Below are 26,341 nucleotides of genomic sequence, written 5' to 3'. Positions count from 1 at the left end.
TAATTTCCAATTTTGGACAATTGGAAATACTTGGATCAATTTTCAAAAAAGAAAATTTTGTATCTTTAGATCACTATGAATATCAATCTAACCCTAGGAGCTGTTGTTTTCTTATTGTGGTCAACATTCAGTACCTGGTATTATGTCTGTCAAATCAAAGGACTATGCCTAGAATCAACAACAGATGTAGAAACCCCTATGGCGAATGTGGCACCTACACAGCCACCAGCTGAGCCAGCAGTTGAAGTCAAAGAAGAACCTGTTTTACAGCCTATTCTCATTACAGAAGATCAAATCTATTTTGCTAAAAACTCAACTCAATTTTTGGATCCGACTTATGTTGAAAGTGTGGCGACCAACTTAAAATCTGAAATTGAAGGAAGAACGGTAGATATTTCTATCGTGGGATATACCTGTGATTTGGGAAGAGAAGCCTATAATTATCAACTTGGATTAGATCGGGCAGAAGCAATTCAAAATTTCTTAGAAAATAGAAACATAGAAAATTCAAATTTCAAAACAAGTTCGAAAGGAGAAAGCGAAGCATCGCCCGGAACAGAAGAACAACGCCAAAAAGATAGAAAAGTATCCATCACCATAAAATCAACGGACTAATGACTCAGGCAATTTTAGAAATAGTAGGTATGCTACTTGGCGCACTGGCAATAGGAATATTTTTCACGTATCAATATTGGAAATCTAAGTCCAATAAAATTGCTCAAAGTAATGATTCTTTGAATCGTGAAATCGATAGTTTAAAATCAAAAGAAAAAGAGCTGGAATTAAAACTAGCCAATCAAACAACAGTCGAAAAACCAGCAGCAGCACCGAAAACAATTAAACCTGCAGAATCCCCACAAGACAATGGAAAGTCTGATGCGTTGGAAGCTGAATTGAAAAATTTGGAAAAAGAGGTAAGAGCGCAAAAGAAAAAGGCCAAAGAATTGAGAGCTTCTGTAAAAGAATTGAAGCACGACCTCGAAATCAAAGACGAACAACTCGGAGAGAAAGAAAGGGAATTAGAAGAGGTATCGGGTCATTTTCAGACACATAATATTTCTTACTACAAGCAGATTGATGGCAAGCGATACAAAGCGGCAACTTTAGCAGAAGCAGATGAGGCGGTAGCTGGTGCTGGTGATGGACGAATTTCAAAAGCTGATGCTGAAAAAATATTTGCACTTATTTCAGATGGACATTCTTATACCCAAGTAGAAAAGGACACGATGCATTACATCCGAGAGAATTACAATTGGACCCCCGAGGCTGACGAGCTATTTAGAAGGAAAGTAAGGAGTTGGGCTGCCAAAGGGCATCATTTGGACTGATTTTCTACTCGTCTTTGATCACATCTACCGGATTGGCCAAAGCAGCTTTCACAGAATGGAAACCAGAAATGGCTAATGTGAGCCCAAGAATAGACAATCCAGATACTACAAATACCCAATAAGAAATTTCAACTCTGTATTCAAAATCCTGCAGCCATTGTTGCATCAAATAGATTGTTGCAGGTATGCTCAGTACTATGGATATAAATATGAGTTTAGCGTGCTGTTTAGATAGGAGCACGGCTAATTGCCAAACAGTGGCGCCTACTATTTTTCGAATCCCAATTTCTTTAGTGCGTTGTTCTATGGCATAGATAATTATTCCCAATAGACCAAGACTCGCGATTAGAATGGCTAAACTAGAGAACAAAGAAAGGACTTTCAGGAAGTTCTGTTCTTCTTCAAAGTCAGCTGCAAAAACCTCATCTACAAATTGGTATTCAAATGGGCGATCTATGATGAACTCCTGCCACTTTGATTCCATTTTAGTAAGTAAATCGGTGACCTGACCAACGGATGCAGTCTTCATGGAAAGGACTAGATAATGATGACCGCTAGCATATAGGCCAGATTCTAAGTGAAATAAGGCAAATGAGTCCACCGTTCCTCTCAGTCCGCGATAGTTGAAATCTTTAATTACTCCTATTATCTGGAATTCCTTGTCATTATTGCCATAGTCATAGACTATTTTTCTGTCTAGTACAGATTCATCAAGGTTCCAGCCTATTGTCCGGATGGTTGTTTCACTAACAATGACTGAATTGACATCATCTGGGAATGCTTTAGAAAAATTTCTTCCGTACAAAAGTGGCACTTGCAGCGTAGATAGATATTGATCATCTACAAGCGTATAGTCAATTGGAGTTGTTTTGACAGGCGCATTGACAGGCTCAAATTGATCGCCTGACCAGTGATAAGGAGGTACGTCAGTGCATATAGTTCCATGTTTGATCCCAGAGATTTTGCTCAGCTCGTTATAGAATGTTTCTCTCTCGGACGGTTCCATCCATTCCATATTTTGAATCGTTACCAAGTTACTTTTCTCAAACCCCACATCTTTTTCATTGGTAAACTTGAGTTGATTAAAAGCAATGAGGGTACAAGAAATCAATATTACAGAAATAGTGAATTGGACAATCACTAGCCCGTTTCTGAGTGGTGCGCTCTCTTTGCCACTTTTGATTTTACCCTTCATGGCATCTATCGGTTTGAAAGCACTTAGAAACAGTGCAGGATATCCGCCGGCGACAAGACTCATGCCTAAAACAAGAGCCAATAGTAGGCCCAATACTTTTAGTTCGAAGATGTCAGTAAATGATAAACGTACTTGAGTTAAATCACTAAAAAATGGCAAAACATACCATAGGACGACAATTCCAAGAACAGCGGAAAGCACACAATAAATTAGGGATTCAGTCATATAGCCCAAACTCAATTGCCATCTAGAAGAGCCTAATAATTTTTTGATTCCTGAATATTTTGCTCGTTTTAGATGTTGAGTCGTGGTGAGGTTAGTAAAATTGATGCAAGACAGTAATATGATAAATGTAGCAGCCATACCATAGGCATAAACAATTTGGACATTTACGGGTTGATTGATGCGGTTTAGGACGTGAGTATTAAGGTGGATATCGGACAATGGTTGTAAGAAAATATCCCATTGTTTACCTTCTTTCAGATAATCGTCATAGGACATATTCATTACACGTTGCAAAGTCTGCTCTGCATGAATTCGCGGAATATCTTTTATTTTTTCTCTTACTACAGAGAGATCAGCCTTGGAGTCTAATTCAACGAAAGTGACAAAACCCGTCCATACCCACGACCAGTTCTGTTGTTTCACCCTGCGAATACTATTCATTGGCATTAGCATATCAAAGGTGATATGTGAATTGGCTGGAACATCAGCCAGTACGCCTGCCACCTTATGTATATAAGTATTACCGGCATACTCAAGTTCTAGTGTCTCATTTATTGGATTTTTGTCTCCGAAGTATTTCTTGCTTGTAGATTTTGTAATTAGAATATTTTTCGGATCCGATAATAGACTTCCATTTTCATTTCCACTAAGCAATGGAAATGAAAACATTTCTAGAAAATTCGAGTCGGCTGCAATTATATTTGGCTCTTTAAAAGAGACTTTTTGGCCGCTTCCATTTTTGTATGTGACTAAATATTCTTGCTGAGGGAATAATCTTGTGCCTCTTTTTACTTCTGGTATATCTTCGGTTATAGCAAAAACAACCCCCGGACCTGTAGAACCAAATTGCTCATCGACCTGATCACTCCAAATGAAAGTTTGATTGACCCTAAATAGATGATCACCATTTTCATGGTAATTATCAAAACTCGTTTGATAATCGACATATAAATAGATCAGCAAAGAGGTGCATATTCCGGTAGACAAGCCAAGAATATTGATCAATGAGAAGAGTTTGTTACGCTTCAAGTTTCTGAAAAATTGAGCAAAGTAATGTTTTAGCATAATTTCAAGTATAAGTCGAAAAGAAAGAAACTAATTTTATGCCACAACTGTAATGCGCAATATGTCAATGGGTTATGGATTATTAAGGACTGAGTAATTGTACATAATCGGACGAAATTTAAATTTCTGCACTCAATGTCGTCTGAATGTAGTCTAGTTACTCGCTTCTGTAACTCGTTTATTTAGTTTGATTTTCTGTTTTCCTTTTCTGATTCTGATATTCAATACTTCCACAATAAGTGAAAAGAATACAGCAAAATAGATATAACCTTTAGGAACGTGATGACCCATGGCTTCTACAGTCAACATAAACCCGATCAGAATCAGAAAAGAAAGTGCCAGTACTTCTAGAGACGGGTGCTTAGAAATAAACGCACTGATTTTTCCTGCAAAAGCCATCATAATGAACATGGCAATGATTACAGCTATGATCATGATTGTCAGTTGGCTGGTCAGTCCAACAGCCGTTAAGATAGAATCAAAAGAGAAAATAATATCTAGCATGATAATTTGAGCAATAGTGCTAGCCAGTGTGGCGGTAGTTTTGGATACTGTTTCGTGAGATTCCATAACTTCCATTTTATGACCAATTTCAACGGTGCTTTTGGCTATTAAGAACAACCCACCACCAGCTAAGATTAAATCTCTACCACTGAATGCATGACCGAACAAAGAGAAAAGCGGTTCAGAAAAACTAATAATCCAGGTAATTCCAAAAAGTAGCCCAATTCTAAAGACCAATGCACACATCAATCCAATATTTCGAGCCTTGGCTTGCTGCTCTTTTGGTAGCTTATTTGAGACAATTGAAATAAAAATAATATTGTCTACACCTAGGACTATTTCCAAAAAGGTAAGTGTCAATAAGGCAATGAGGGATTCTGGTGTAAGTAAGGCTTCCATAGTTGTATCAGTTGAATAGATTCCAATATTAATAATCTGAGTTGTATTACTAATATCAGTAGCTAATTTTTTTATTAATAAAAACTTATTTAATATTTGTAACTACGAATAACGTAATTCCGTTAATCTCACAAGTATGAAATTAGAAGAAGTAATAAAGCAGGCATCGTTTAAAAATTCAAAGGAGAAAGCCATCATCAATGTCTTGTATACAAGCAATTGGCTGAGGGATAGATCGGAAAGTGTTTTGAAGCCTAAAGGCATAAATGAACAGCATTTTAATATCCTTCGAATTTTGAGAGGTAGGCATCCTCATACGATCTGTCCAGGAGAAATTAAGGAAGTTTTAATCAATAAGAGAGGAGACTTGACAAGGCTTTTGGACAAGTTGGTTGCCATGGAATTGGTAAATAGGGATATTAATCCAGAAAATCGGCGAATGATCAATTTGAAAATTTCTAATTCAGGTATGGAATTGCTATCAGATTTGGATCCGAAGTTTGAGGAGCTGAATCAAAAGAATAATGCACTGACCAAAGAAGAATCTGAGCAGCTGAGTGATTTATTAGATAAAATGAGAGGGTAAATTTTTTGCCTTAAAATTCGTAATTACAATAAACGTAAAAACAAGTATAAAATGAAAAAGATAATAGCTTTTGCAGGGAGTAATAGCTCTACATCTATAAATGTTCAATTAGTAAAGTACGCCTCTTCCTTGATTGAGCAGGCTGAGGTGGAGTTTCTAGATCTTAGAGACTATGATGCACCTATATATAGTGCAGATATCGAAAAAGTGGGCATACCTCAACCCATCAAGAATCTTGTATCCAAACTTGCTGAAGGTGATGCCTATATTATAGGATCACCAGAGCACAACGGAAGCCTAACGGCATTCATGAAAAACACAATTGATTGGGCATCAAGAGTGGAGGCTAAATTTTTGGGTGGTAAGCCTGTTTTACTATTGAGCACTTCTGGAGGAAAACGTGGGGCTGCCAGCAGTTTGGAAGACCTTAATAATAAAATGAAATATTTTGCAGGCGAAGTAGCAGCTACATTCAGTCTTGGATCATTCTATGATACATTTGATAAAGAGAAAGGAGTAATCACTAATGAGGAGGAAAAACAAATCATCGCTGAAGCAATTGTTCAGTTTGAGAAGGCATTATAAGGATCAATAGCAATTAAATATCGAATGAAAAGAATAGCACATTTATTAAACAATCCCAATGCTGAAGATTTGGGCAAATTTCTAATCAGGTTCATTTTAGCTTTCGGGATGCTCTTTCATGGCTGGGGCAAACTCACAGGAGGAGCCAATAAAATTGCAGGAATGTTGGAAGGTATGAGTATTCCGAGTTTTATTGGATATGGAGTTGTTGTTGGGGAATTCGTTGCACTTCTATTGATCATAGTGGGATTCAAATCCCGATTAGCCGGACTTATAATGTCCTTTACTATGCTGGTAGCCTTATTATTAGTGCATACTGGAGATATTTTTAGTGTGAGTGACCGTGGTGTTTGGGCTATAGAACTATTGGCTATTTATTTAGTTGGAGGAATAGCCATCGCATTTCTGGGATCTGGGAAATACAGCATATCCAAAGGTGAGGGAGATTGGGATTGATCTAAACAATAAATCATAGTAAAGAAAAAGCTCTGATTTCTATCGGAGCTTTTTTCGTATCTTGAAGAATGACTATTAGAAAACTAGAATCAGGTGATATTGAGGTAGCCAGCAGGTTGATTGAATCTGTGAGTGATAGATATATACGTGATGATTTTTCTAAACTAGGTTATCAAAATTATAAACAAAAGGTTTTGGATGACGGGATGCGGGGAAACATGGAAGAAGGCTTTATGTATTGGGCTGCTTTTGAAAGCGAAGCACTGATAGGAATAATCTCCGTTAAACCGCCCAGCCACCTTTTTAATTTATTTGTCCATATGGATCATCAACGCAAAGGTGTTGCAATGCAATTATGGAAACATGTATTGTCGCAACTCCACCCTAAAACCGTGACTGTCTATTCATCAAGTTATGCAGTCGTGTTATATGAAAAGTTAGGATTTGTTTCTAACGGGTCGAAAATAGTCTCGAATGAGCTGACTTGCTACCCAATGTTGTGGTCTGAGGATCAAACGAGAGCATGATAAAATCATTCAGAAAATGCCAATTTTGAAGGAAATGCTTATAAGGTAGGTAATTCGCCTATGATTTTTGGCCTCGAATATTCCATTAATCTGCGATTGGAGCTAGAATACCCACTTTTACTTTTTAGCGGATTTTTGACCTCATTTTTATTTCCTCTTTGCGTAAAAAATTATTTACGGATATCCTGTATTTTTTTATAGCTAATTGGTGCTCATCTTTGAACTATAGAATTTTATTATTCACAACGGATTAGTTGAATTGGATTAAAAATTTAAAATTATGCAAGGATATTTCATCAGATCGTCGAGAGTTACACCATCAGTTTACTTCAATCCTAAAAAGGAGCTTTTGGATCTACGTGGGAAGTCGAGCCCTGAAAATCCTTTGAACTTTTATGGTTCACTACTTTTGAATATGGATAAATATGTGGAAAGTAGCGCAGGTAATATAACTGTGAATCTTGCGTTTGAATATTTTAATACCAGCTCATCAAAGTGCATATTCAACTTGCTAAGAAAATTAGATAATATCAATCAGTTAGGAAAAAGAGTAATTGTAAACTGGTATTATGAGAATGACGATGAGGATATGCTGGAGGCAGGAGAAGATTTTAGCTCATTCTTTGGATACAAATTCAATTTTGTGTCAGTGCCAGTAATTAATTCACTAGGAGAAGAAACAGAAAAAGAACCGCAATTAAACGCGGCATAAAATATTAATTGGGACAGAAAACAATAAAGTTATGAAACCGAAATTCAAATCAGCAGAAAGAGCAGTAAGACAGGTAGTTGTAGGTACATTATTGACCTTCGGGTTCGTGCTGGCCTGCACGATGTTGAGTGTTATGATATAATTACAAAGGAGTCAGCAGCAGAGAGATTAGTAGTTCGACCGTAAGCAATTACCTGCAAGTATCACGGTTGAAAGATAGGGTTCGTTTTTGCCAGCTATGGGAATTAAAGGTATTTGACGAAGACTCTAAAGTAATTTATTAAGGTGGTTAAGGTTGCGCGAAAGCGTGACCTTTTTTTTGTTTTGCTGACTAAAAATGCCCTCAAAAATTCGCCTCAGCGACGTATTGACGTCTTACATCAACGCTCCTAGCAATTCCTCCAATATTTTTATTAAATTTAGTAAAGAGAAAAGGGTTGTCTTATTTATTCATATAATGGGTAAACTGCGCTTCCTTTGATGAAAAATAAGCTAAATCCACCAGCATGTCTAGTACACAGATTCAGGAAGAAAAGTATCTGGATATCATTAATCAATTTGCCCTAGGTCTGCTCAATCAGAGCACGATCAAGGAAACGCTGTGGAGTGTAATAGACAATGTGGTCTCCAAATTGGACTTTTACGATTGTGCCATTTATTTGCTAGATGAGAAAAAAGAGCATTTAATTCAAGTAGCTTCACAAGCTTATAAAGATAAAGAACCCAGAAATACAGATGCCACTTTAATAAGAGTGGGCACAGGAATCGTGGGCAAAGCTGCGCTCGATCAAAAAGCTACAATTACCAAAGACACGAGCTTAAGTGATGATTATATCACAGACGATCAGTGGCGTTTTTCAGAGATCACGGTTCCCATTATACATGAAAATGAACTGATTGGAGTCATTGATTCGGAACATCCTGAAAAGAATTTTTTCCAACCCATTCACTTAAATATTCTAACCACCATTGCTTCTATGGTGGCAATTAAAATTGTTCAAGCCCGCCATTTAGAAAACTTAGAAGAAAGAGAAAAGAGCTTTGACTTGATCTATAGTAGCACGAATGATCTCATGTTTTTGATGGAGGTTGAACCGAATGAAGTTTTTAGATGCGTTTCGGTGAATCGCGCATATTTAGAATTGTCAGGTAAAGATAAAAAAGAGGTGATCGGAAAGACCATAGATGAAATTTGGGATACTAATCATGCACAAGTCATAATAACCTATTATCAGCAAGCTATAGCCACAAAAAAACCAGTTACTTACCAAATCCAGTTTGATAGTGAAGAAGGCCAAAGAATAATAGAGACAAAAGTCACTCCTGTCTTTGATTATCGTGGAAAATGCACCAATCTATCTGGTATCTCCAGAGACATAACAGCTGCTCAAGTGGCCAAAAATGAGCTTAAATATGAGAGGGAAAAATATCAAACACTTTTTTCAAAGGCCAACGATGCCATATTCATTTCAAAAGAAGATATAATCATTGAATGTAATGAACGGACTTTAGAAATATTTGGCAGAGAACGAGAGGAGTTGATAGGCCATAGCCCGTATGAGCTGTCACCCGAATTTCAGCCGGATGGAGGTGCTTCAAATCGGCGTATGGATATGGGAAACTTCCAATGGGTTCACAATAAAAAAGACGGGACTCCCTTTACAGCAGATGTCACTTTGTCCAGATTCATTTTTAAAAATGAGGAATACACCCAAGCCATCATTCGAGATGTGTCCGAAAGAATTGAAGCTGAAGAAATATTACGTGCGAGTGAAAAAAGATATCGAACGATTTTTGAAAACTCCTTGGATGGAATATATAAAAGTACCCCAGAAGGTAAATTTGTCGAAGTTAGTCCGGCATTAGTAGCTATGCTGGGGTATGGCTCTGAGGAGGAACTTCTCGCAATTGACATAAAAAAGGATCTATATTTCAAAGAAAAAGATCGTTTCAAACATTCCAATCAATACAGATTAAAGAAGAAAAATGGTGAAGAAATTTGGGTGGAAGATCATGGTTTCTACCATTATGATGATATGGGAAAAGTGATGTTCCACCAAGGTATTTTAAGAGACGTGACCGCTAAGAATCAAAAGCAAAAGGAGATGGAAAACCTTTTAAATATGACTAGCGATCAAAATAAAAGGCTACAAAATTTTGCCCATATTGTTTCTCACAACATTCGTTCTCACAGCGCCAATCTCACTTCTTTAGTTTCCTTCATGGAAATGACTCAAGATAAAAAGGAGAAGGAGAAAATGTTTCAAATGTTGAAGAGTAGTACCGGTCAGTTGGAAGAAACAATCATGAATCTCAATGAGATTATTACGGTCAACCAAAACTTGAACAAGCCAATTGAAAAAAGGAATCTTTTAGAAGAAGTTGAAAAAACACTACAAGTACTCAATGGCGAAGTGTTAGAAAGTGGGGTGGAAATTAAGGTGAAAGTCCCAGAGCAGCTCGAGCTTCAAATCATACCTGCTTATTTAGATAGTATATTATTGAATCTGATAAGTAATGCATTGAAATATCGAAGAGAAGAAGCAAAGAGTGAAATAAATATAAGGGCTAAAAAGACAGATGGAGCAGTTGAGATTCAAATTTCCGACAACGGATTAGGAATTGATATGAGCACACATGGCGATAAAATATTTGGTATGTACAAGACATTTCATCACAATGAAGATGCAAGAGGGTTTGGATTATATATTACCAAAAATCAAATTGAAGCTATGAAGGGAAGAATTGAAGTTGAAAGTGAAGTAAACAAGGGCACTACATTTATAATTTATTTCCATGAAATCCATTAATTCAATTTTTGTGGTTGAAGATGACCCCATTTCATCTTACGTAATTAAGCTTGCCTTACAACAACACCCCGCATTTGATGAGGCGCTCGAATTTAAAAATGGTCAGGTGGCAGTAGATTATCTTAATGAAAACACCAGCAATGGAGATTTGCCAGAACTCATTTTGCTGGACATTAACATGCCTGTAATGGATGGTTGGGACTTTTTAGAGCATTTTTCAGCCATGGACTCGAGCAAAGAAATTCCAGTTGTGATGTTGACGTCATCCATCAACCCAAACGATATCGAAAAGGCGAAAGCTCACCATTTGGTCAAAGGCTTTTTATCCAAGCCCTTAAATAAAGAAAAGCTGGATGAAATTTTGACTTTTATATAATTTAAGATCCAGGAAAACCCTCACTTGTAATGGTTTCCACGATTTGTTTCATATGACGCTGGGTATGCCCGCTCATGAACAGTATGACCTGATACGTATCTACTGTTCCGAAAGGAAAATCGTAGTATCGATTTCTCAGATCCTCTTTTGTTTTTTTTACAAAAATAATATTGGATTTTCTTTGCAAATTGAAGGCATCGAGAGATCCTTGAAAAGAACCAAAACTATTGGTCGGTTCAAATTCTGGACGGGTTTTTACTTTCTGATCTCGACTAGTGATGATAGCCAAAAGCTGATCATCAGCCATTTTAACTTCACTTCTTTTAGAGGGATCTGGATCGGTTTTTAGAGCCATCTCTACGATACCAAAAATGTTCTTTTCAGAAATTGCAATATGTTCCATGGTTTCTGCAATTGACCACGCATCCTCACCTGGCTTATAGTTCAGCTGATCCTCCGATAGGTCTTTTACTGCAATTAACAATTCACTCTGAGATTGTTTCAAATAATTAATTGCAGTGGATTTTTCTTCTTTAGTAAGTTTCTGTTGAGCGTAGGTATTCAAGCCAAGAAGAAGCAAAGCTTGTATAAGCATTAAGGTTTTAAAGTTTTTCATGATGTATTGACTTGTTTAGAATGAGGACGCTTGGTTTAATTCGATTAGAAAAAAAATCTAAGTTTTCATTATGAAGATAATCAGAACTTGCGCTTGATTCCAATTTTGGCTGTGATCTTTTTCTGATGCTAACTAAACTGTTTGAATATCGTATCTTCGATCTAAACAAACCACAATGAACCGATCCAAAGCTTCGTTAACCTTTATTTTTATAACACTTTTAGTCGATGTCATTGGATTAGGAATAATCATTCCAGTGATTCCAGATCTTATCAAAGAGCTGATCAATGGCTCATTGGCAGAAGCGGCATTGTATGGCGGATGGCTTATGTTTTCTTATGCTAGTATGCAATTTGTATTTTCACCAATCATGGGTGGATTGGGTGATCAATATGGTCGTAGACCTGTATTATTAATTTCTTTATTTGGTTTTGGACTTGATTATTTACTCTTGGCTTGGGCACCTACTATTGGCTGGTTATTCGTGGGACGAATATTGGCTGGTATCACAGGAGCAAGTATGACTACGGCTTCCGCCTATATAGCAGATATTAGCAAGCCAGAAGACCGTGCTAAAAATTTCGGAATGATTGGAGCCGCTTTTGGACTCGGATTCATAATTGGGCCAGTGATCGGAGGACTACTTGGTGTGTATGGTTCTAGAGTGCCGTTTGTAGCTGCAGCGGTATTGACCTTACTCAATTGGCTTTACGGTTATTTTATCTTGCCAGAATCACTTGCGAAGGACAAACGAAGAAAATTTAACTGGAAACGTGCCAATCCGGTAGGGTCGCTCATTCAGCTCAAAAAATTTCCAGTTACAGTTAGTCTGATGGTGGCTATGTTTTTTGTGTATCTGGCTTCGCATGCTACGCAAAGTACTTGGGCCTATTATACCATGGAAAAATTTGGATGGGATGTCAAGATGGTAGGGTATTCTCTTGGGTTTGTCGGGCTCATGGTGGCCATCGTTCAAGGTGGGCTCGTGCGAATAGTCATACCCAAAATCGGAGATAGAAATGGGGTGTACTTAGGACTCACACTGTATTTTATCGGATTTGTCTTGTTCGCCTTTGCATCTGAAGGCTGGATGATGTTTGTATTTATGGTTCCTTATGCTCTGAGTGGATTTGCAGGGCCTTCGCTCCAGAGTATCATGACTGGTCAGATTCCTGAAGATCAGCAAGGAGAATTGCAGGGTGCGATTACCAGTATGATCAGCCTGACTGCGATCATTGGACCACCTTTGATGACAGATTTGTTTGCTCGTTTCACCAATGAATCTTTGGGTTTGTATTTTCCTGGCGCACCTTATTTGATGGGTGCCATTTTTACCTTTATGAGTATTGGTTTTGCCTTGCGAACATTAAGAAAATATTCTAGTGCTTTTGGATAAATTTCATAGCAAAGCAACCCCATGTGTAATTTTTGCATCCTAATGGAGACTAATACTTAAACTCAAAATAAAAAACCAAACATGCTCGCATTTACTGCTCACAGAAAATCCTCAATTTTCTGTGTTTTAATTCTCCTAATTACATTCAATTCTTTTTCTCAAGGCATCAAAGGCACGATCAAATCGACTAATGGTGAGCCGCTTCCATTTGCTACCATATATGTCCGAAATATTGAAACTGGGTCCACTTCAAACGAAGAAGGCTACTTCGAATATCCTTTGCCAGCAGGCAAGTACGATTTGGTTTTTCAATACATGGGCTACAAATCCGTGGTCAAATTTGTAGAAGTCACCAACGGATTTTCTGAAGTAAATGTGAAACTAGACCCTCAGACCATTGTGCTTCGTGATGTAGAAATCCGCGCTGGTAAAGAAGACCCTGCCTACACCATCATGCGGAAGGCCATTGCAAAAGCCAAATTTCATCAAAACCAATTGGATAGCTATGAGGCAGAAGTGTATATCAAAGGTTCTGGGCGGTTGATTGACTCTCCTTTCTTTTTGCGTAAGCAAATGGCTAAGGAAGGCATGGATTCCACCACAGCTTTTGTAACTGAGTCTATTTCACAGGTGAAATTTACACGTCCAAATAAGTATGAGGAAGAAGTACTGTCTATAAGAAGTAATGGAGACGACAACAATACCAGTCCGATGGAATATCTCAAAGGCAGTTTCTATGAGTCTCAAGTAGCTAGTGCAATTTCACCACTCTCGCCAAAAGCATTTGGCTATTATAAGTTTGAGTATTTAGGAACGTATACCGATCAAGGCTATGACTATAGTAAAATTCGAGTGATCCCTCGGTCTAAAGGTGATGATGTGTTCGAAGGCGAGATTGACATAGTGGAGGAATATTGGAGCATTCATAGTCTCAATTTGAAAACGAGTTATCTGGGTATAGAATTTTTAATCAACCAGATTTACAACCCCATTGAAAACAAAGTTTGGTTGCCTATCAGTCATCAGTTCGATGTAGAGGGTACATTTTTTGGTTTTGAATTTGAGTACAATTATTTGGCTACAGCCAAAAATTACAAGATCGAACTGAACAAAGACCTGGACGTAGAGCTAGTGGTGATCGATGAAAAAGTGGACAAAGAGTTGGCCGCAAAACTCGAAGCACAAAACAAAAATGTGGATAGTGAAGTGATAGAAAAAGTGCAATCAGGCAAAGAAATGACACGCAAGGAACTTCGGAAACTGATGCGGGAATATGAGAAGTTAGAATTAGAAAAAGATACCGTTCAAAACGTAGAATTTGTATCTAATATCACCGTAGACTCTCTTGCTTTTAAGAAAGATTCAAGCTTTTGGCAGTCTGTTCGACCCATTCCATTATCTGAATACGAAATCAAAGGCTATCACAAGATGGACAGCATGGCTGTGGTAAACAAAAAAGAATCTGAAGGAGATACGATTAAAACCAAAGCAGGAAAAGAAAATTTTAAAATTTATGATTTGCTATTAGGCAACACTTACAAAATAGGTGACAAAACACATCTTGAATTGAAACCACTTCTAGCAAGCCTTAATTTCAACACGGTGGAAGGCTATAATTTGTATTATGAGTTGGCCTACACAAAGACTTTCGAGAATAAATCATGGTTGGAAATCGCTCCTCTCGTACGTTATGGCTTTTCTATCAATCAGCTGCAGAGTAAGCTGAAGACTAACTATAAATTTGGCAATGAGAATCTAATCTTAGAAGGCGGAAGGTATGTCTATCAAATCAATCCTGATGAACCAATTTATCCGATTCTGAACTCACTGACTACTTTGATGCTGGAAAGTAACTACATGAAAATCTATCAAAAGGAATTTGTTTCACTGAAATATGCACACAAAATATCAGACAAATATAGAATAGGATTATCAGCAGAATATACTAATAGATTGCCGATGGAAAACCAGACCAGCCATACCTGGTTCAATCAAGAAGACAAAGAATATACACCCAATGCACCCATAAACGCTGAGTTGGGAAACACCACCTTTCTTGAGCATCAGGCTTTTTTGACTGGATTGAGTCTCACGATGAAACCATGGCAGAAGTACTACATTAAAAACAAGGAAAGAGAATCTATCAACCGCTCGTCGCCAGAGATAACGCTGGCGTATGATAATGCCATTCCAATCGGAGATGCTGAGATTTCTTATCACAAAGTGTCTGCGGACGTTACACATGCGCTGGATATTGGTATCAGAGGTCGTCTGAGTTTTAGAGTTGGGGGAGGTGGTTTCCTAGCGAAGGACAGCCTTACTTTCCTGGACTACAACCATTTCATGGGTAACAGAACACCCATTCAGGATGTAGATGTAGTGAAGAGTTATCGTTTGCTACCCTACTACAACTTCAGTACGGATGGTGCCTACTTCAATTTGCTCACCCATTATCAGTTTAGAAAGCTTTTCTGGTCCCGCTTCAAGTTTGCCAGAAAAAGAGGCGTCAAAGAGAGCGTCTTCGTTAATTATTTGGGTACAGATTCAGCTCAGAACTATACTGAAGTTGGTTACAGCATCGATAATATATTTAGGCTATTCAGACTGGAAGGTGTAGCAGCCTTTCAGGATGGCGAGTATGTGGATTGGGGTATTCGGTTTGGTGTTGCTGCTTTCTTGGATGAGATGTTTAATTTTTGAGTGATAGAATCGTCAGATTGAAGCTCTTAACGCCTAATCAATTGCAATATTCTTCTGAAACGCTGTCTCAAATGAAATAGTCGTATCGGTTCCTTCTACACCAGCCAGCGGATGAATCCGACCATAAAGCACATCGCGAAGGTGGCTGTTGTCTTTCGCAAATATTTTAATAATCAGAGCATACTTGCCAGTGATGTTTGAGCATTCCACTATTTCAGGGATTTCCTTGAGTGCAGCGATCAAACTATTCACATATTTCGCGTTGGTTACCTGAATTCTCGTCATGGCCTCCGTCGTGTACCCAAGTACTTTTGGATCGAAGACATAGGTGGCATTTTTGATCACTCCAGATTGCTTGAGTTTATTTACCCGCTGGTGAACCATCGTATTAGAAATCCCTAGTTCACTTGCTAAAGTTGAATAAGGAACACGGGCATTTTCACCCAGTCGACGGAGAATTTTTTTATCTGTATCGTCAAATTGACTGATCATGTTTCGTATGGAGATTGAATAACGTCAAAAATAACTAATATGTCCTTGTAAAAGTTAAAATGATCTAAAAAGTATAAATAATGAATTAAATGGGTTGATATATAATTAATAAAGAAAAATATGACTTCATTTTGCATTCAAATATTTAAGCTATGCAACACGAAGAAATCATCGATATTTTTTGGAAGGAATACGTAAAAACTACACCTTCTGCGGGCAAAATCCATGAGCTATTAGAAGCAAAAGGGGAGAAAATCAGTAATGATCACATCGCTTTCCGTACGTTCAATCACCCAAGCATCAATGTGGAGCAATTGGCTAAACCATTTTTGGCTTGTGGGTATGTGGAAAAAGACGATTATGTTTTTGAAGCAAAAAAATTAAGAGCTAAACATTACGAGCATCCTGATGCAAGAGCTCCTAAAATATTTATCAGTGAATTACTCTTAGAAGAATTTTCTCAAGAACTTCAATACATTGTGTTGAATAAAATCAACCAGATTCCAATGGGTCTGATCGAGACCAATTCAACCATTTTTGCAGGCAGACCTTGGGGAACCATATCTCATGAAACTTATTTGAAATTGAGAGAGGAATCAGAATACGCGGCTTGGATGTATGTTTATGGTTTCTGTGCCAATCATTTTACTATCAACGTAAATCAACTGACGGCCATCGAATCTTTAGAAGAAATGAACAATTTCTTGAAAGAAAATGGTTTTCCGATGAATGTATCAGGTGGTGAAATCAAAGGCTCACCCGAGGCATTACTTGAGCAGGCGAGCATATTAGCTGACAAAAAAGCTATTGAATTTGCCGAGGGATCATTTGAAGTGCCTTCATGTTACTATGAGTTTGCTAGAAGATACAAAGATGCAAGCGGTCAACTTTTCAATGGATTTATCGCAAAGTCTGCCGACAAAATATTTGAAAGCACGAATGCGGCTTCATAAGACAAGACTCCTAAATTAACATTTAACCCAAAATGATAAGTCAGCTCAGGCGCTTCGGCGAGGGCTGACTTTTTTTATACCTAATCGTCATTACCCGATTTATTCGGGTAATCCCTCTCAGATTGCAGATGGCCTGAATACTCCGCCGTCTAACTGTGCAATGACGACACATACTTGCCTTTCTCCTTGATTTTGAGTAACTTATCTACTCCCAAAAATTATTTTATTATGAATCTCATCACAAAAATTGACCAATGGATGGATGCACGATTCGCTCCAGCCTGGTTAGACTTACTTAGAGTCATTCTCGGATTATTTTTATTTATCAAAGGCCTCATTTTTACAGCCAATTTTCAAGTGCTCGCAGACAATGTCCAATCGATGGGCATGGTATATATGGCCGTGATAGCTGCGCATTACATTTATTTAGTGCATGCTGCAGGCGGATTGATGATCGCGCTCGGAGCTTATACTCGAGTGATGTGTGCGCTGAATATACCCATTCTTACTGGTGCAGTCATATTTAATGCTACCCATTTCTTGACCATTGATAGTTTAATGGAATTAGAAATGTCTGCTTTGGTATTATTAGGGTTGATTGTTTACTTCCTATTCGGAGGAGGTCGTTTCTCAGTAGATGAGCTCCGACGTAGAGATGCCAAGCGTAAACAAGAGCTGGCTGGGTTTTAAGCTAACTTCTTTTTATTGTCATTTCGCAATGATTTCGACGTAAGTCGGAAGATTGGAGAAATCTTCTTATTGAGAAGCTGGCTACTTGAAACTCAGAAGATCCCTTCGCAAGCTACGGGATGACTTAAGTGTTAAAAGCCTGTGAGAAACTTTGCATCCCTTAAAAATTCCCCAAATCAGCGATTCTTCTATCTTTACAGGACTGGTAAAGGTTATTAAAAACGTTCGAAAAATTCTTAAATGTGTGGCAGATACGTCATCGTAACTAAAATTAATAAAATTGAGAAGCGCTTTAATGTGGAGGCTTCAGATTCAAGCGGCTACCAGCCGAATGTAAATGTTTCTCATGGGAATATGGCACCAGTGATTACAAATGATAAGCCCAATGAACTTCAGTTTTTTATGTTTGGATTTAGCCCTTCATGGGCATCCAAGCTCACTTATATAGTTAATGCTCGGGCTGAAGGTGATCAAAACAAAGAGAACGACCCGAAGTACAGTGGAGGATTTGGAATCATACGAAAACCCATGTTCAGACAAGCGATACGGTCTACTCGATGTTTGATCCCAGCGGATTGTTTTATCGAAGGGTCGCATCACTATGGATTGTCAAAGCCGTACGCCATTTACAAGCAAAATGGTGATAGACCATTTTCATTTGCTGGCATTTGGGATGAGTGGGTAGATAAATCCACTGGAGAAGTTTTTAAAACTTTTGCTATTATCACGACCATGAGCAATACGGTGACCCAAGCTATTGGCCATCCACGTTCCCCTGTGATGCTTAGCCGAGAGGAAGAGTCCATCTGGCTGTCTAATGACTCAGACCTTAATGAAATTACCACCTTACTTAAACCTTACCCTGGGGATGAGCTAAATGCTTATCCTATTTCAGCGGCCATCAAAAGTCCAACGGCCAATGGAATGGATCTACTAAGGCCTGTGGGGCAAAGACTCTCAAAAGAATATGACTACGAAATTTATAACGTCTTGGAAGTTGAAGGTATGGGAGAGTCAAAAGACAAGAAACGGTTCGAAAGAGGGACTCAAGGCAATTTGTTTGATTGAATTGTCGAATGGATGTTCTGAATGTTGAGTGAGTCACAAAACTTTGCACCCCTCATAACTTCCCCAAATCGCTGATTCGTATATCTTTGCGGCTATGGCAAAAAATGACGATCAGAATCTATTAAAAAAGATCATAGCTCACTCCAAAGAGTATGGTTACGTATTCCCTTCTAGCGAAATATACGATGGCCTCAGTGCTACTTACGACTACGGTCAATATGGTGCAGAATTGAAGAAAAACATTCGGGACTATTGGTGGAAAGCCATGGTGCAAATGAATGAAAACATTGTAGGAATCGATGCCTCTATATTCATGCACCCGACCACGTGGAAGGCTTCCGGTCATGTGGATGCTTTCAACGATCCGATGATTGATAATAAGGATTCTAAAAAGCGATATAGGGCTGATGTGCTGATTGAAGACTTTGTGGCTAAGATTGAGGCTAAAATTGACAAAGAAGTAACAAAGGCAGAAAAGCGATTTGGTGATGCCTTCAATAAAGAAGAATTTTTGTCTACCAACGGCAGAGTCTTAGACAATCAAAAGAAAATTGATACCATCAATGCCCGATTCAAAAAAGATATAGAAGAAGAAAACTTTGATGATCTGAAATTATTGATAGAAGAATTAGGGATCGCGTGTCCAGTTAGTGGATCTAAAAATTGGACGGAAGTCAAACAATTCAATTTGATGTTCTCTACCGAGCTTGGAGCGGTAACCGAGGGAGCGAGCAAAATATACCTAAGACCAGAAACAGCACAAGGCATTTTTGTGAATTATCTCAATGTGCAGAAAACTGGACGATTGAAATTGCCATTTGGAATTGCTCAGACCGGAAAGGCATTTAGAAATGAAATTATAGCACGTCAGTTCATCTTCCGTATGCGTGAATTTGAGCAGATGGAAATGCAGTTTTTCATCAAGCCAGGAACGGAAATGGAATGGTACGAAAACTGGAAAGAAAAAAGAATCAACTGGCATAAGTCCTTAGGGTTAGGCGAGGAAAACTACCGTTTTCACGATCACTTAAATTTGGCACATTATGCCAATGCAGCCTGTGACATTGAATTCAATTTTCCGATGGGCTTCAAGGAGCTAGAAGGGATTCATTCTCGTACAGATTTCGATTTAAAAGCGCACGAAGAGTTTAGTGGCAAGAAATTGCAGTTTTTCGATTCAGAAGAAGAGCGATCTTATGTGCCATATGTGGTGGAGACATCGATTGGGTTAGATCGTATGTTTTTGGCGGTACTGTCTAGTGCGTATACGGAAGAGACATTGGAAGATGGAAGTAGCAGAATAGTGCTTCGTATCCCTCCTGTATTAGCACCTGTGAAAGCAGCCGTTTTACCTTTGGTGAATAAAGACGGTTTACCAGAAAAAGCTCGTGAGATCATGGAAGAACTGAAGTATTCGGTCAATGTCCAAATGGATGTGAAAGATGCTATTGGTAGACGATACAGACGACAAGACGCTATTGGAACTCCTTATTGTATTACGGTAGATCATCAGACTTTGGAAGATGGTATGGTGACCATCCGTGAGAGAGATTCTATGGAGCAACGTAGAGTGTCCGTAGATGAAGTCGTAGCCGAAATAGAAAAAGCAGTAGACTTGAAGCAATTATTGAAAACATTATAATCATTACAGATTAGGACAAGTAAGGCTCGCATTGCGGGCCTTTTTTGTGTCTTCATATTGACCGGGAGAGAGATGTCACCCACGGCAGAACAGTCTACAGTGGACTGCTCTGCTTTCGCGTTAGAAGTGACGTTGATATATCAGAACAAACTTTGCCACCCAACCAATCTTCCTTATCTTTTCTTCATGGATATTCTGTACTTGGTATTAGCGGCGGCTGGCTTGTTTGGATTGGCACTTGTGCTAGCCAATTTGTGGTCGATAGGGGTGGCTTGGCGCAAAGCAAAGAGCTGTGGGTTATCTGTTACATTTGTAGAAGCTCAATCACTTACCAAGTTCTTCGAATTAAAAAATGAGTTCCTTGATGCTTGCGTAAAACTGAAGGCCATAGACCCGAAAATATCAATTAGAGATGTGGTAAGACATCACATGGCTGACGGAGATACGCAGGCGCTGCTGTCGCATTGGAAACAGTTGCAAGCAGAGCAGGCTCCAATCACATTCAAGTCTTTAATTCTCTATGATTTAGCAGGCAAGGATATGGATCAGCTGATTGAGAACCTCAATAGAGAATACGAGCTCATCATATCAGACATTGAAGAGCATGGATTGGATGTTTACTACTATTGTAAATTTAAAATTTCCGGTGACAGCTCTGGATGGATTATACCTGATTTGAATGAATTCAAGAAAACAATTGAAGAGAAAATTAATCTGGCCTTATTGTCAGGAGACCTTTCGAATTTTGAGGCTTTGGCGAATTTTATCAAAGAAGAATACCTCAATGAAAAATTCTGGAATTCACTTTGTCATGGACAGATCATTGATCAACAAATTCGTATAACTAAAGGATGAAAGTCTATTGTTTAACGGGTCTGGGTGCAGATACATCGGTTTTTGATTTACTCAAAATCAATCATACTAAAGTATATATCGAGTGGATACCCACACACCCATGGGAGACTATGAATGCCTATGCCAAAAGGTTATGTGATCAGATTGATCATTCAGAGCCTTTTGTGTTACTCGGCGTTTCTTTCGGAGGCATGCTGGCAGTAGAAATGAATAAATTCATCCAACCAAGGAAAACTATTCTTATTACATCATCAGCTCGAAAAAGCGAAATGCCGCTTTGGATTCAGCTGGTTTCTAAGATCAAATTGAATCGGATAATTCCTTCTTTCTTTTTTGGGTCTAATCCCAGATGGCTGATCTTTTTTTCGGGAGTTAAATCTGAAAGGGGTAAAAAACTAGTGACTAAAATCGTCAATAATTCGGATCGGAAACTAACTAAACTCTTTGTCGACCAAGTACTGACTTGGAACAATGAATGGCTTCCTGAAAATGTAGAAAGAATATATGCCAATCAGGATAAGTTGCTTATCCCCCCGAAGGGGATAGATGGCAGGTTTATAGAAAACGCTGGGCATTTTGCTATTATAGAAAACGTCAAAGAAATATCCGTACTTGTGGATGAGATTTTGTCTGATTTGAATTGATATATTTACCGAATGACTAATTTCATCTTGCTAATCTTACTACAGACTGAGCCTCCTTCTAATGACTCTTTTGATGTGGTGATATTAGCTTTTTTAAGTGTTGCCGTGATTATTTTGGCAGGAATGACCGGGAGAGTGAATATGGGATTTCAAGTGCCAGGGTTTCCTCGGCCTCTATCCGCAAAAAGGAAACAAATCCTAAATAAACATTTCCCTTTTTACAAGCAACTTACTCCTGATAGACGAAAAAGATTCGAGCAAAAAGTGCAATATTTCATCCATGTCAAAGAATTCATTCCAAGACAAATTCCTATAGTAACTGAGGAGATGAAAGTGCTGATTTCGGCCTGTGCAGTTCAATTGACCTTCGGTTACCCAAAGGTGTTTTTAAGTCATTTCAAACGTATTTTGGTCTATCCTGACAATTATTATTCAACCATTAATAAAACCTATCACAAAGGCGAAGTCAATCCTAGATTTAGGACAATCGTACTCTCATGGAAGGCGTTCGTAGAAGGGTATTTCAATCCAATAGACGGGAGGAATTTAGGCTTACATGAGATGGCTCATGCACTTAGATTAGAAAATCTAATTACCAATGCAGAGTTCAATTTTTTGGATGAAGAAGTACTTCAGCATTGGCAATATTTGGCTGATCAGGAAATGGCAAGCATTAAAGAGGGAAATAGCCGAATGTTTAGAGAATATGCAGGAACTGATCCAGATGAGTTTTTTTCGGTAGCCATAGAAAACTTTTTCGAACGCCCCGAAAAATTTAAAAGCCTGATGCCCAATCTCTATGCGATCTTAGTGCTACTTTTGAAGCAAGATCCTTTAAATCCGATTTGAGAATGGCCAAAAGAAAGCCACATGCTGCAAGTATTAGAAATCAAGACACAGCCACTGTCAAGGATGTGATTGATGCTATGCTCAAATCTTATAATCTCAATAAGAAGTTTGACCAGACCACTCTTCTATCTACATGGAACAAAATAATGGGACAGGCCATAGCCAACCGTACATCCAAGTTGGAAGTACGAAACAATGTGCTCATAGTAACGCTCAATTCTGCACCTCTGAAACACGAACTCAATCAATCCCGTCACAAAGTACTTGAACTCTTAGAAAAGGAGTTTGGTAAACCAGTAGTGAGAGATGTGTTGTTTGTATAATCAAATCTAAAATGCCTAAATTGGTTTTAATAAAATTGAAATCTAATCCTCGTGGCTAAGCCTACTATTCTAATCATGTTTTCTGGCGGAGTTGACTCTGCTGGCGTATTGCATGAGTTATTGTCTAACGAAAAATACAAGTCATACGCTCTCATTGTCCACCATATTCATATTTGGAATAGAGAAAATCGAGCACTTGCAGAAGTGGAAGCAGTTAAAAAAATTCTTAATTGTTATATGCAACAAGGGGAACCTCAATTCCTTTTTACACAAAGCACTTTTGACACCAGAGGTTTTGCTCCTTTGAAATCCAATAGATTTCCAATGGATATGGATGTGTGCGCATTTACAGCTTCTCAAATATGTGCAGCTCGACCTGATGTGGTGCATGTCGCTATGGGGAGAACCAAAACTGATGTAGAAGGTGGGGGAGATGGTTTTGAACTAAGAATGCAGAGAGCCCAGGCCATTTTTAAATCTTCGTTAAGCCTCGAAAAACATAAAACAGCGGAATACATTTTTCCCGTCGTTGATTACACCAAACAAGAAATTTGGAATTTTCTACCAGACGAGGTAAGGCAATCAACTTGGTGGTGTAGGCGACCCGTTTATGAGAATAAGGTAGCTAAACCTTGCGGTAATTGTTCTACATGCAAGGAGATGTCAAAAATAATTGATTCTTAGTGGAGAGACTTTTTGAGCACATCAACAAATTCAGCGAGGTTTCAGAAGAAGATTTGAAATTGATTGAAAGTGTGGTTTCGAAAAAAGTGATTCAGAAAAAGGATCACCTTTTAACTACTGGTCATAAGTGCCACCACAAATATTTTATTCTTTCTGGATGTATGCGATCCTATTTTGTAAACAAAAAAGGTGCAGAACAAATCGTCAATTTTGGGATAGAGAATTGGTGGATGACGGACTATGATAGTTTCGTCAACGAGAGCATTTCTCATATCAATATTCAGGCATTAGAAAATTGTGAAGTGTTACGGTTGAGTAAATCGGATTTTGATGATATCGTCTCAATTTCACCGGCACTCAATAATTACTTTCGTGTGATTTTAGAGAAGAGGCATATTGCAGATCAAAGACGAATTCAATACATGTTCAATATGTCCGGGGAGGAAATATTTGATCATTTCAACAACAGCAACCCTGATTTTGTACAACGTATCCCACAATACATGCTGGCTTCCTATCTTGGATTTACTCCGGAATTTCTAAGTAAAATAAGAAAGAAAAAAGCTGAGACCGGTTCTTAAACTACATTAAGAAATACATCCATTTACTTCCAGAGATTTGAGTAATAAATATTTTACTCTAAAATCATTTTAAAAATGGAACGAATAAGTTTTCAAAATACCCCAGATGGATTGTATAATGGACTCTATGCTATGGGGAATTACCTGGATAAGATTGGTCTAGATAAGCAGTTGCAATACTTAGTGGATTATCGTGTTTCTCAGATTAATGAATGCGCTTTTTGTTTGGATATGCATTTCAAAGAAGCAATTGCAGCCGGAGAATCTACTGTACGTCTGAGCATGCTTTCTGCTTGGAGAGATTCAGATAGATTCAGTGAAAAAGAAGCAGTCATTCTTAGATATGCCGAAGCATTGACCTCTCTTCCGAACAACAATATTGATGAGGATATATATGGACCTATGAAAAAGCATTTCGATGACAATGAAATAGCGGCTTGGACATTAGCCATTGTTCGAATCAATTGTTGGAATCGATTGATGAAGGCTTTTAAAACAAAGGCAGGTGAATACAAAGTCGGGCAGTTTGCATGACGAATTGGTCGACTAATTGGGTGGTTGGTCGACCTATTTTTGGCTCTTGTGGTGCGTGACAGTGTATTATTTGTAAAAATGACTATATTCTATCAAGAATAGAAAGTCAATGAAGCAAAAAGACTTAATCGCCCAGCTAGAGCACACCAATGATCGGCTGTGGTCTTACGATACCGAACTGATTTGCACTTATGTGAATTCGAACATGAGTGAGGATTATCTCAGGGCCTTTGGTCGGAGATTGACCATAGGGTTGTATGTTCTCGATAATGTACCAGAACCGATTTTTTCGATTTGGAAAGAAAGATATCAGCGGGCACTTGCTGGGGAACGGTTTACTATTGTAGATCATTTTGAAATAGAAGGTGTCCCTGAGTATGTCGAGGTAAGTTTTAATCCCATCCGTGAGAATGGAAAAATCGTTAGCGTGGCTTGCTCATCTAGGGATATTTCTGTTGGTAAGAGAACCGAACTCAGACTCGAGCAGAGTGAAGCCAATCTACATGCACAGATAGAAAATACCACGGACAGTATATGGTCAGTCAATGACAAGTACGCTTTGGTGACTATGAATTCGGTTTTTAAACGTGAATTTGATCGGGTGTTTCGCAGTGACCTTCATTTGGGAGATGTTATTATTGATTACTTACCTGAACCTCACCGCACGATTTGGAAAGATAGATACGATCGTTCTTTGGCAGGAGAGAAATTTGAATTAGTGGAAACGCACGAATTCGAAAAACCACCAGTTCATATTTCAATTTCTTATAACCCGGTAAGTGTAGAAAACAAAATTGTAGGAGTTGCTTGTTTTACTAGAGATATCACCGCATTAAAGACTTCTGAAGTGGATTTGAAAGGGGCTCTAGCTTCCAGAGACAAACTTTTTTCTGTGATCGCTCACGATTTGCGAGGACCGATTGCTAACATCCTTCAACTGACCAAATTGCTGAAAAAACAAAAAGGTGATATTGAAGTGCACCAAAGTGCCTTGAATTTGCTCGCCAATTCTTCTGCCAGCGTGTATCGTCTATTAGACAATCTGCTCAATTGGGCGCTGTCGCAGCAAGGAATTATAGAGCTTAAACCTGAGAAACATCAGCTTAAGGGTTTGGTTCATTCCGCCATGGAAGCCTATCTGATCAATGCAAATTTGAAAAGGTTGAATGTAAAAGTTGACATCAAGGAAGATCTATTTGTGGTTGCTGATAAATCCACTTTTAGCAGCGTGATTGCTAATCTTTTTAATAATGCCATTAAATACACCAGCAAAGGGGGTACAATTTGTTTTGATGCAATTCCTAATGACGAATTAGTGACTGTTCAGATTAAAGATACTGGTATTGGGATGTCAAAGGAGCAAATCGAATCATTACTCAAAAAGAACTTAATAAAATCTACTTTGGGAACTAAGCACGAAAAAGGCACAGGTTTAGGGCTGGTGCTCACCAAGGAGTTTGTAAAGCTGAATAAAGGTCAATTGAATATAAAAAGTGAGGTAGGTAAAGGATCCATCTTTGAATTTACTGTCCCCACAGCATCATGA

27 protein-coding genes are annotated in these 26,341 nt (G+C 38.3%); 23 read left to right on the top strand and 4 right to left on the bottom strand.

Annotated features, from left to right (window positions below):
* Positions 1–75 precede the first annotated feature (75 nt).
* Positions 76–615, top strand: coding sequence for an OmpA family protein (locus ABJH98_RS14355; protein ID WP_348308384.1), 540 nt, complete (start codon positions 76–78; stop codon positions 613–615).
* The gene (locus tag ABJH98_RS14350) at positions 615–1,328 is read left to right on the top strand and encodes a hypothetical protein (RefSeq protein ID WP_348308383.1); all 714 of its coding nucleotides are present in this window, start codon (positions 615–617) and stop codon (positions 1,326–1,328) included. The genes ABJH98_RS14355 and ABJH98_RS14350 overlap by 1 nt, the downstream gene beginning before the upstream one ends.
* Before the next feature lie 4 nt (positions 1,329–1,332).
* Here the strand turns inward: ABJH98_RS14350 and ABJH98_RS14345 are convergent, their stop codons facing one another.
* Both ABJH98_RS14345 and ABJH98_RS14340 read right to left on the bottom strand, forming a co-directional pair.
* Entirely contained in the window at positions 1,333–3,813 is a 2,481-nt protein-coding gene (locus tag ABJH98_RS14345; RefSeq protein ID WP_348308382.1) for an ABC transporter permease, read from the bottom strand.
* A 153-nt stretch (positions 3,814–3,966) separates the two neighbouring features.
* A complete protein-coding gene (locus ABJH98_RS14340; RefSeq protein WP_348308381.1) occupies positions 3,967–4,716 on the bottom strand; it encodes a TerC family protein in 750 nt (249 codons plus the stop codon).
* A gap of 136 nt (positions 4,717–4,852) precedes the next feature.
* Here ABJH98_RS14340 and ABJH98_RS14335 point away from each other — a divergent pair, with 136 nt between their 5' ends.
* The 7 genes from ABJH98_RS14335 to ABJH98_RS14305 all read left to right on the top strand — a co-directional run bounded on the left by ABJH98_RS14335 (position 4,853) and on the right by ABJH98_RS14305 (position 10,768).
* Entirely contained in the window at positions 4,853–5,302 is a 450-nt protein-coding gene (locus ABJH98_RS14335; protein ID WP_348308380.1) for a MarR family transcriptional regulator, read from the top strand.
* A 51-nt stretch (positions 5,303–5,353) separates the two neighbouring features.
* Complete coding sequence (locus ABJH98_RS14330; RefSeq protein ID WP_348308379.1) at positions 5,354–5,887, top strand: NAD(P)H-dependent oxidoreductase; 534 nt, start codon at positions 5,354–5,356, stop codon at positions 5,885–5,887.
* Positions 5,888–5,911: 24 nt separating this feature from the next.
* Positions 5,912–6,343 (top strand): DoxX family protein, encoded by a 432-nt coding sequence (locus ABJH98_RS14325; protein ID WP_348308378.1) that lies wholly within the window; start codon positions 5,912–5,914, stop codon positions 6,341–6,343.
* 68 nt (positions 6,344–6,411) lie between these two features.
* Positions 6,412–6,870, top strand: a complete 459-nt coding sequence (locus ABJH98_RS14320) for a GNAT family N-acetyltransferase (protein WP_348308377.1) — start codon at positions 6,412–6,414, stop codon at positions 6,868–6,870.
* A gap of 280 nt (positions 6,871–7,150) precedes the next feature.
* Positions 7,151–7,582 carry a DUF1987 domain-containing protein gene (locus ABJH98_RS14315; RefSeq protein ID WP_348308376.1) on the top strand — a complete coding sequence of 144 codons (432 nt, stop codon included), beginning with the start codon at positions 7,151–7,153 and terminating at the stop codon, positions 7,580–7,582.
* Positions 7,583–8,088: 506 nt separating this feature from the next.
* Positions 8,089–10,392: a PAS domain S-box protein gene (locus ABJH98_RS14310; RefSeq protein WP_348308375.1), complete on the top strand. Its 2,304-nt coding sequence runs from the start codon at positions 8,089–8,091 to the stop codon at positions 10,390–10,392.
* Positions 10,379–10,768, top strand: a complete 390-nt coding sequence (locus ABJH98_RS14305) for a response regulator (protein ID WP_348308374.1) — start codon at positions 10,379–10,381, stop codon at positions 10,766–10,768. Before ABJH98_RS14310 ends, ABJH98_RS14305 begins: the two co-directional genes overlap by 14 nt.
* Position 10,769: 1 nt before the next feature.
* Here ABJH98_RS14305 and ABJH98_RS14300 read toward each other — a convergent pair whose 3' ends face one another.
* Positions 10,770–11,384 (bottom strand): DinB family protein, encoded by a 615-nt coding sequence (locus ABJH98_RS14300; RefSeq protein WP_348308373.1) that lies wholly within the window; start codon positions 11,382–11,384, stop codon positions 10,770–10,772.
* A 175-nt stretch (positions 11,385–11,559) separates the two neighbouring features.
* Here ABJH98_RS14300 and ABJH98_RS14295 point away from each other — a divergent pair, with 175 nt between their 5' ends.
* Complete coding sequence (locus ABJH98_RS14295) at positions 11,560–12,780, top strand: TCR/Tet family MFS transporter (protein WP_348308372.1); 1,221 nt, start codon at positions 11,560–11,562, stop codon at positions 12,778–12,780.
* An 81-nt stretch (positions 12,781–12,861) separates the two neighbouring features.
* Entirely contained in the window at positions 12,862–15,480 is a 2,619-nt protein-coding gene (locus ABJH98_RS14290) for a DUF5686 and carboxypeptidase regulatory-like domain-containing protein (RefSeq protein ID WP_348308371.1), read from the top strand.
* A gap of 33 nt (positions 15,481–15,513) precedes the next feature.
* Here ABJH98_RS14290 and ABJH98_RS14285 read toward each other — a convergent pair whose 3' ends face one another.
* On the bottom strand, positions 15,514–15,972 hold the full coding sequence (locus ABJH98_RS14285) for an Lrp/AsnC family transcriptional regulator (protein WP_348308370.1): 459 nt from the start codon (positions 15,970–15,972) through the stop codon (positions 15,514–15,516).
* A gap of 152 nt (positions 15,973–16,124) precedes the next feature.
* On the opposite strand from ABJH98_RS14285, the gene ABJH98_RS14280 reads away from it, so the two are divergent.
* The 12 genes from ABJH98_RS14280 (at position 16,125) to ABJH98_RS14225 (ending at position 26,341) form a co-directional block, all read left to right on the top strand.
* Positions 16,125–16,925 carry a DUF1338 domain-containing protein gene (locus ABJH98_RS14280; protein WP_348308369.1) on the top strand — a complete coding sequence of 267 codons (801 nt, stop codon included), beginning with the start codon at positions 16,125–16,127 and terminating at the stop codon, positions 16,923–16,925.
* A 228-nt stretch (positions 16,926–17,153) separates the two neighbouring features.
* Positions 17,154–17,615, top strand: coding sequence for a DoxX family protein (locus tag ABJH98_RS14275; protein ID WP_348308368.1), 462 nt, complete (start codon positions 17,154–17,156; stop codon positions 17,613–17,615).
* 240 nt (positions 17,616–17,855) lie between these two features.
* On the top strand, positions 17,856–18,683 hold the full coding sequence (locus ABJH98_RS14270; protein ID WP_348308367.1) for an SOS response-associated peptidase: 828 nt from the start codon (positions 17,856–17,858) through the stop codon (positions 18,681–18,683).
* A gap of 94 nt (positions 18,684–18,777) precedes the next feature.
* Complete coding sequence (locus ABJH98_RS14265) at positions 18,778–20,325, top strand: glycine--tRNA ligase (RefSeq protein WP_348308366.1); 1,548 nt, start codon at positions 18,778–18,780, stop codon at positions 20,323–20,325.
* Between the two features lie 72 nt (positions 20,326–20,397).
* Positions 20,398–21,180 (top strand): hypothetical protein, encoded by a 783-nt coding sequence (locus ABJH98_RS14260; protein ID WP_348308365.1) that lies wholly within the window; start codon positions 20,398–20,400, stop codon positions 21,178–21,180.
* A complete protein-coding gene (locus ABJH98_RS14255) occupies positions 21,177–21,824 on the top strand; it encodes an alpha/beta hydrolase (protein ID WP_348308364.1) in 648 nt (215 codons plus the stop codon). The genes ABJH98_RS14260 and ABJH98_RS14255 overlap by 4 nt, the downstream gene beginning before the upstream one ends.
* Positions 21,825–21,836: 12 nt before the next feature.
* On the top strand, positions 21,837–22,673 hold the full coding sequence (locus tag ABJH98_RS14250) for a zinc-dependent peptidase (protein ID WP_348308363.1): 837 nt from the start codon (positions 21,837–21,839) through the stop codon (positions 22,671–22,673).
* Positions 22,674–22,675: 2 nt separating this feature from the next.
* Complete coding sequence (locus ABJH98_RS14245; RefSeq protein WP_348308362.1) at positions 22,676–22,996, top strand: DUF721 domain-containing protein; 321 nt, start codon at positions 22,676–22,678, stop codon at positions 22,994–22,996.
* A gap of 51 nt (positions 22,997–23,047) precedes the next feature.
* Complete coding sequence (locus ABJH98_RS14240; protein ID WP_348308361.1) at positions 23,048–23,680, top strand: 7-cyano-7-deazaguanine synthase; 633 nt, start codon at positions 23,048–23,050, stop codon at positions 23,678–23,680.
* Positions 23,680–24,261 (top strand): Crp/Fnr family transcriptional regulator, encoded by a 582-nt coding sequence (locus ABJH98_RS14235; RefSeq protein WP_348308360.1) that lies wholly within the window; start codon positions 23,680–23,682, stop codon positions 24,259–24,261. The genes ABJH98_RS14240 and ABJH98_RS14235 overlap by 1 nt, the downstream gene beginning before the upstream one ends.
* 75 nt (positions 24,262–24,336) lie before the next feature.
* Complete coding sequence (locus ABJH98_RS14230; RefSeq protein WP_348308359.1) at positions 24,337–24,795, top strand: carboxymuconolactone decarboxylase family protein; 459 nt, start codon at positions 24,337–24,339, stop codon at positions 24,793–24,795.
* Between the two features lie 109 nt (positions 24,796–24,904).
* On the top strand, positions 24,905–26,341 hold the full coding sequence (locus ABJH98_RS14225) for a PAS domain-containing sensor histidine kinase (protein WP_348308358.1): 1,437 nt from the start codon (positions 24,905–24,907) through the stop codon (positions 26,339–26,341).

This window comes from Reichenbachiella sp. (assembly GCF_039969095.1).
Taxonomy (GTDB): Bacteria; Bacteroidota; Bacteroidia; order Cytophagales; family Cyclobacteriaceae; genus Reichenbachiella.
Note: the sequence above shows the minus strand (reverse complement) of the source record. Positions and strands in the feature narration are given on the sequence as shown.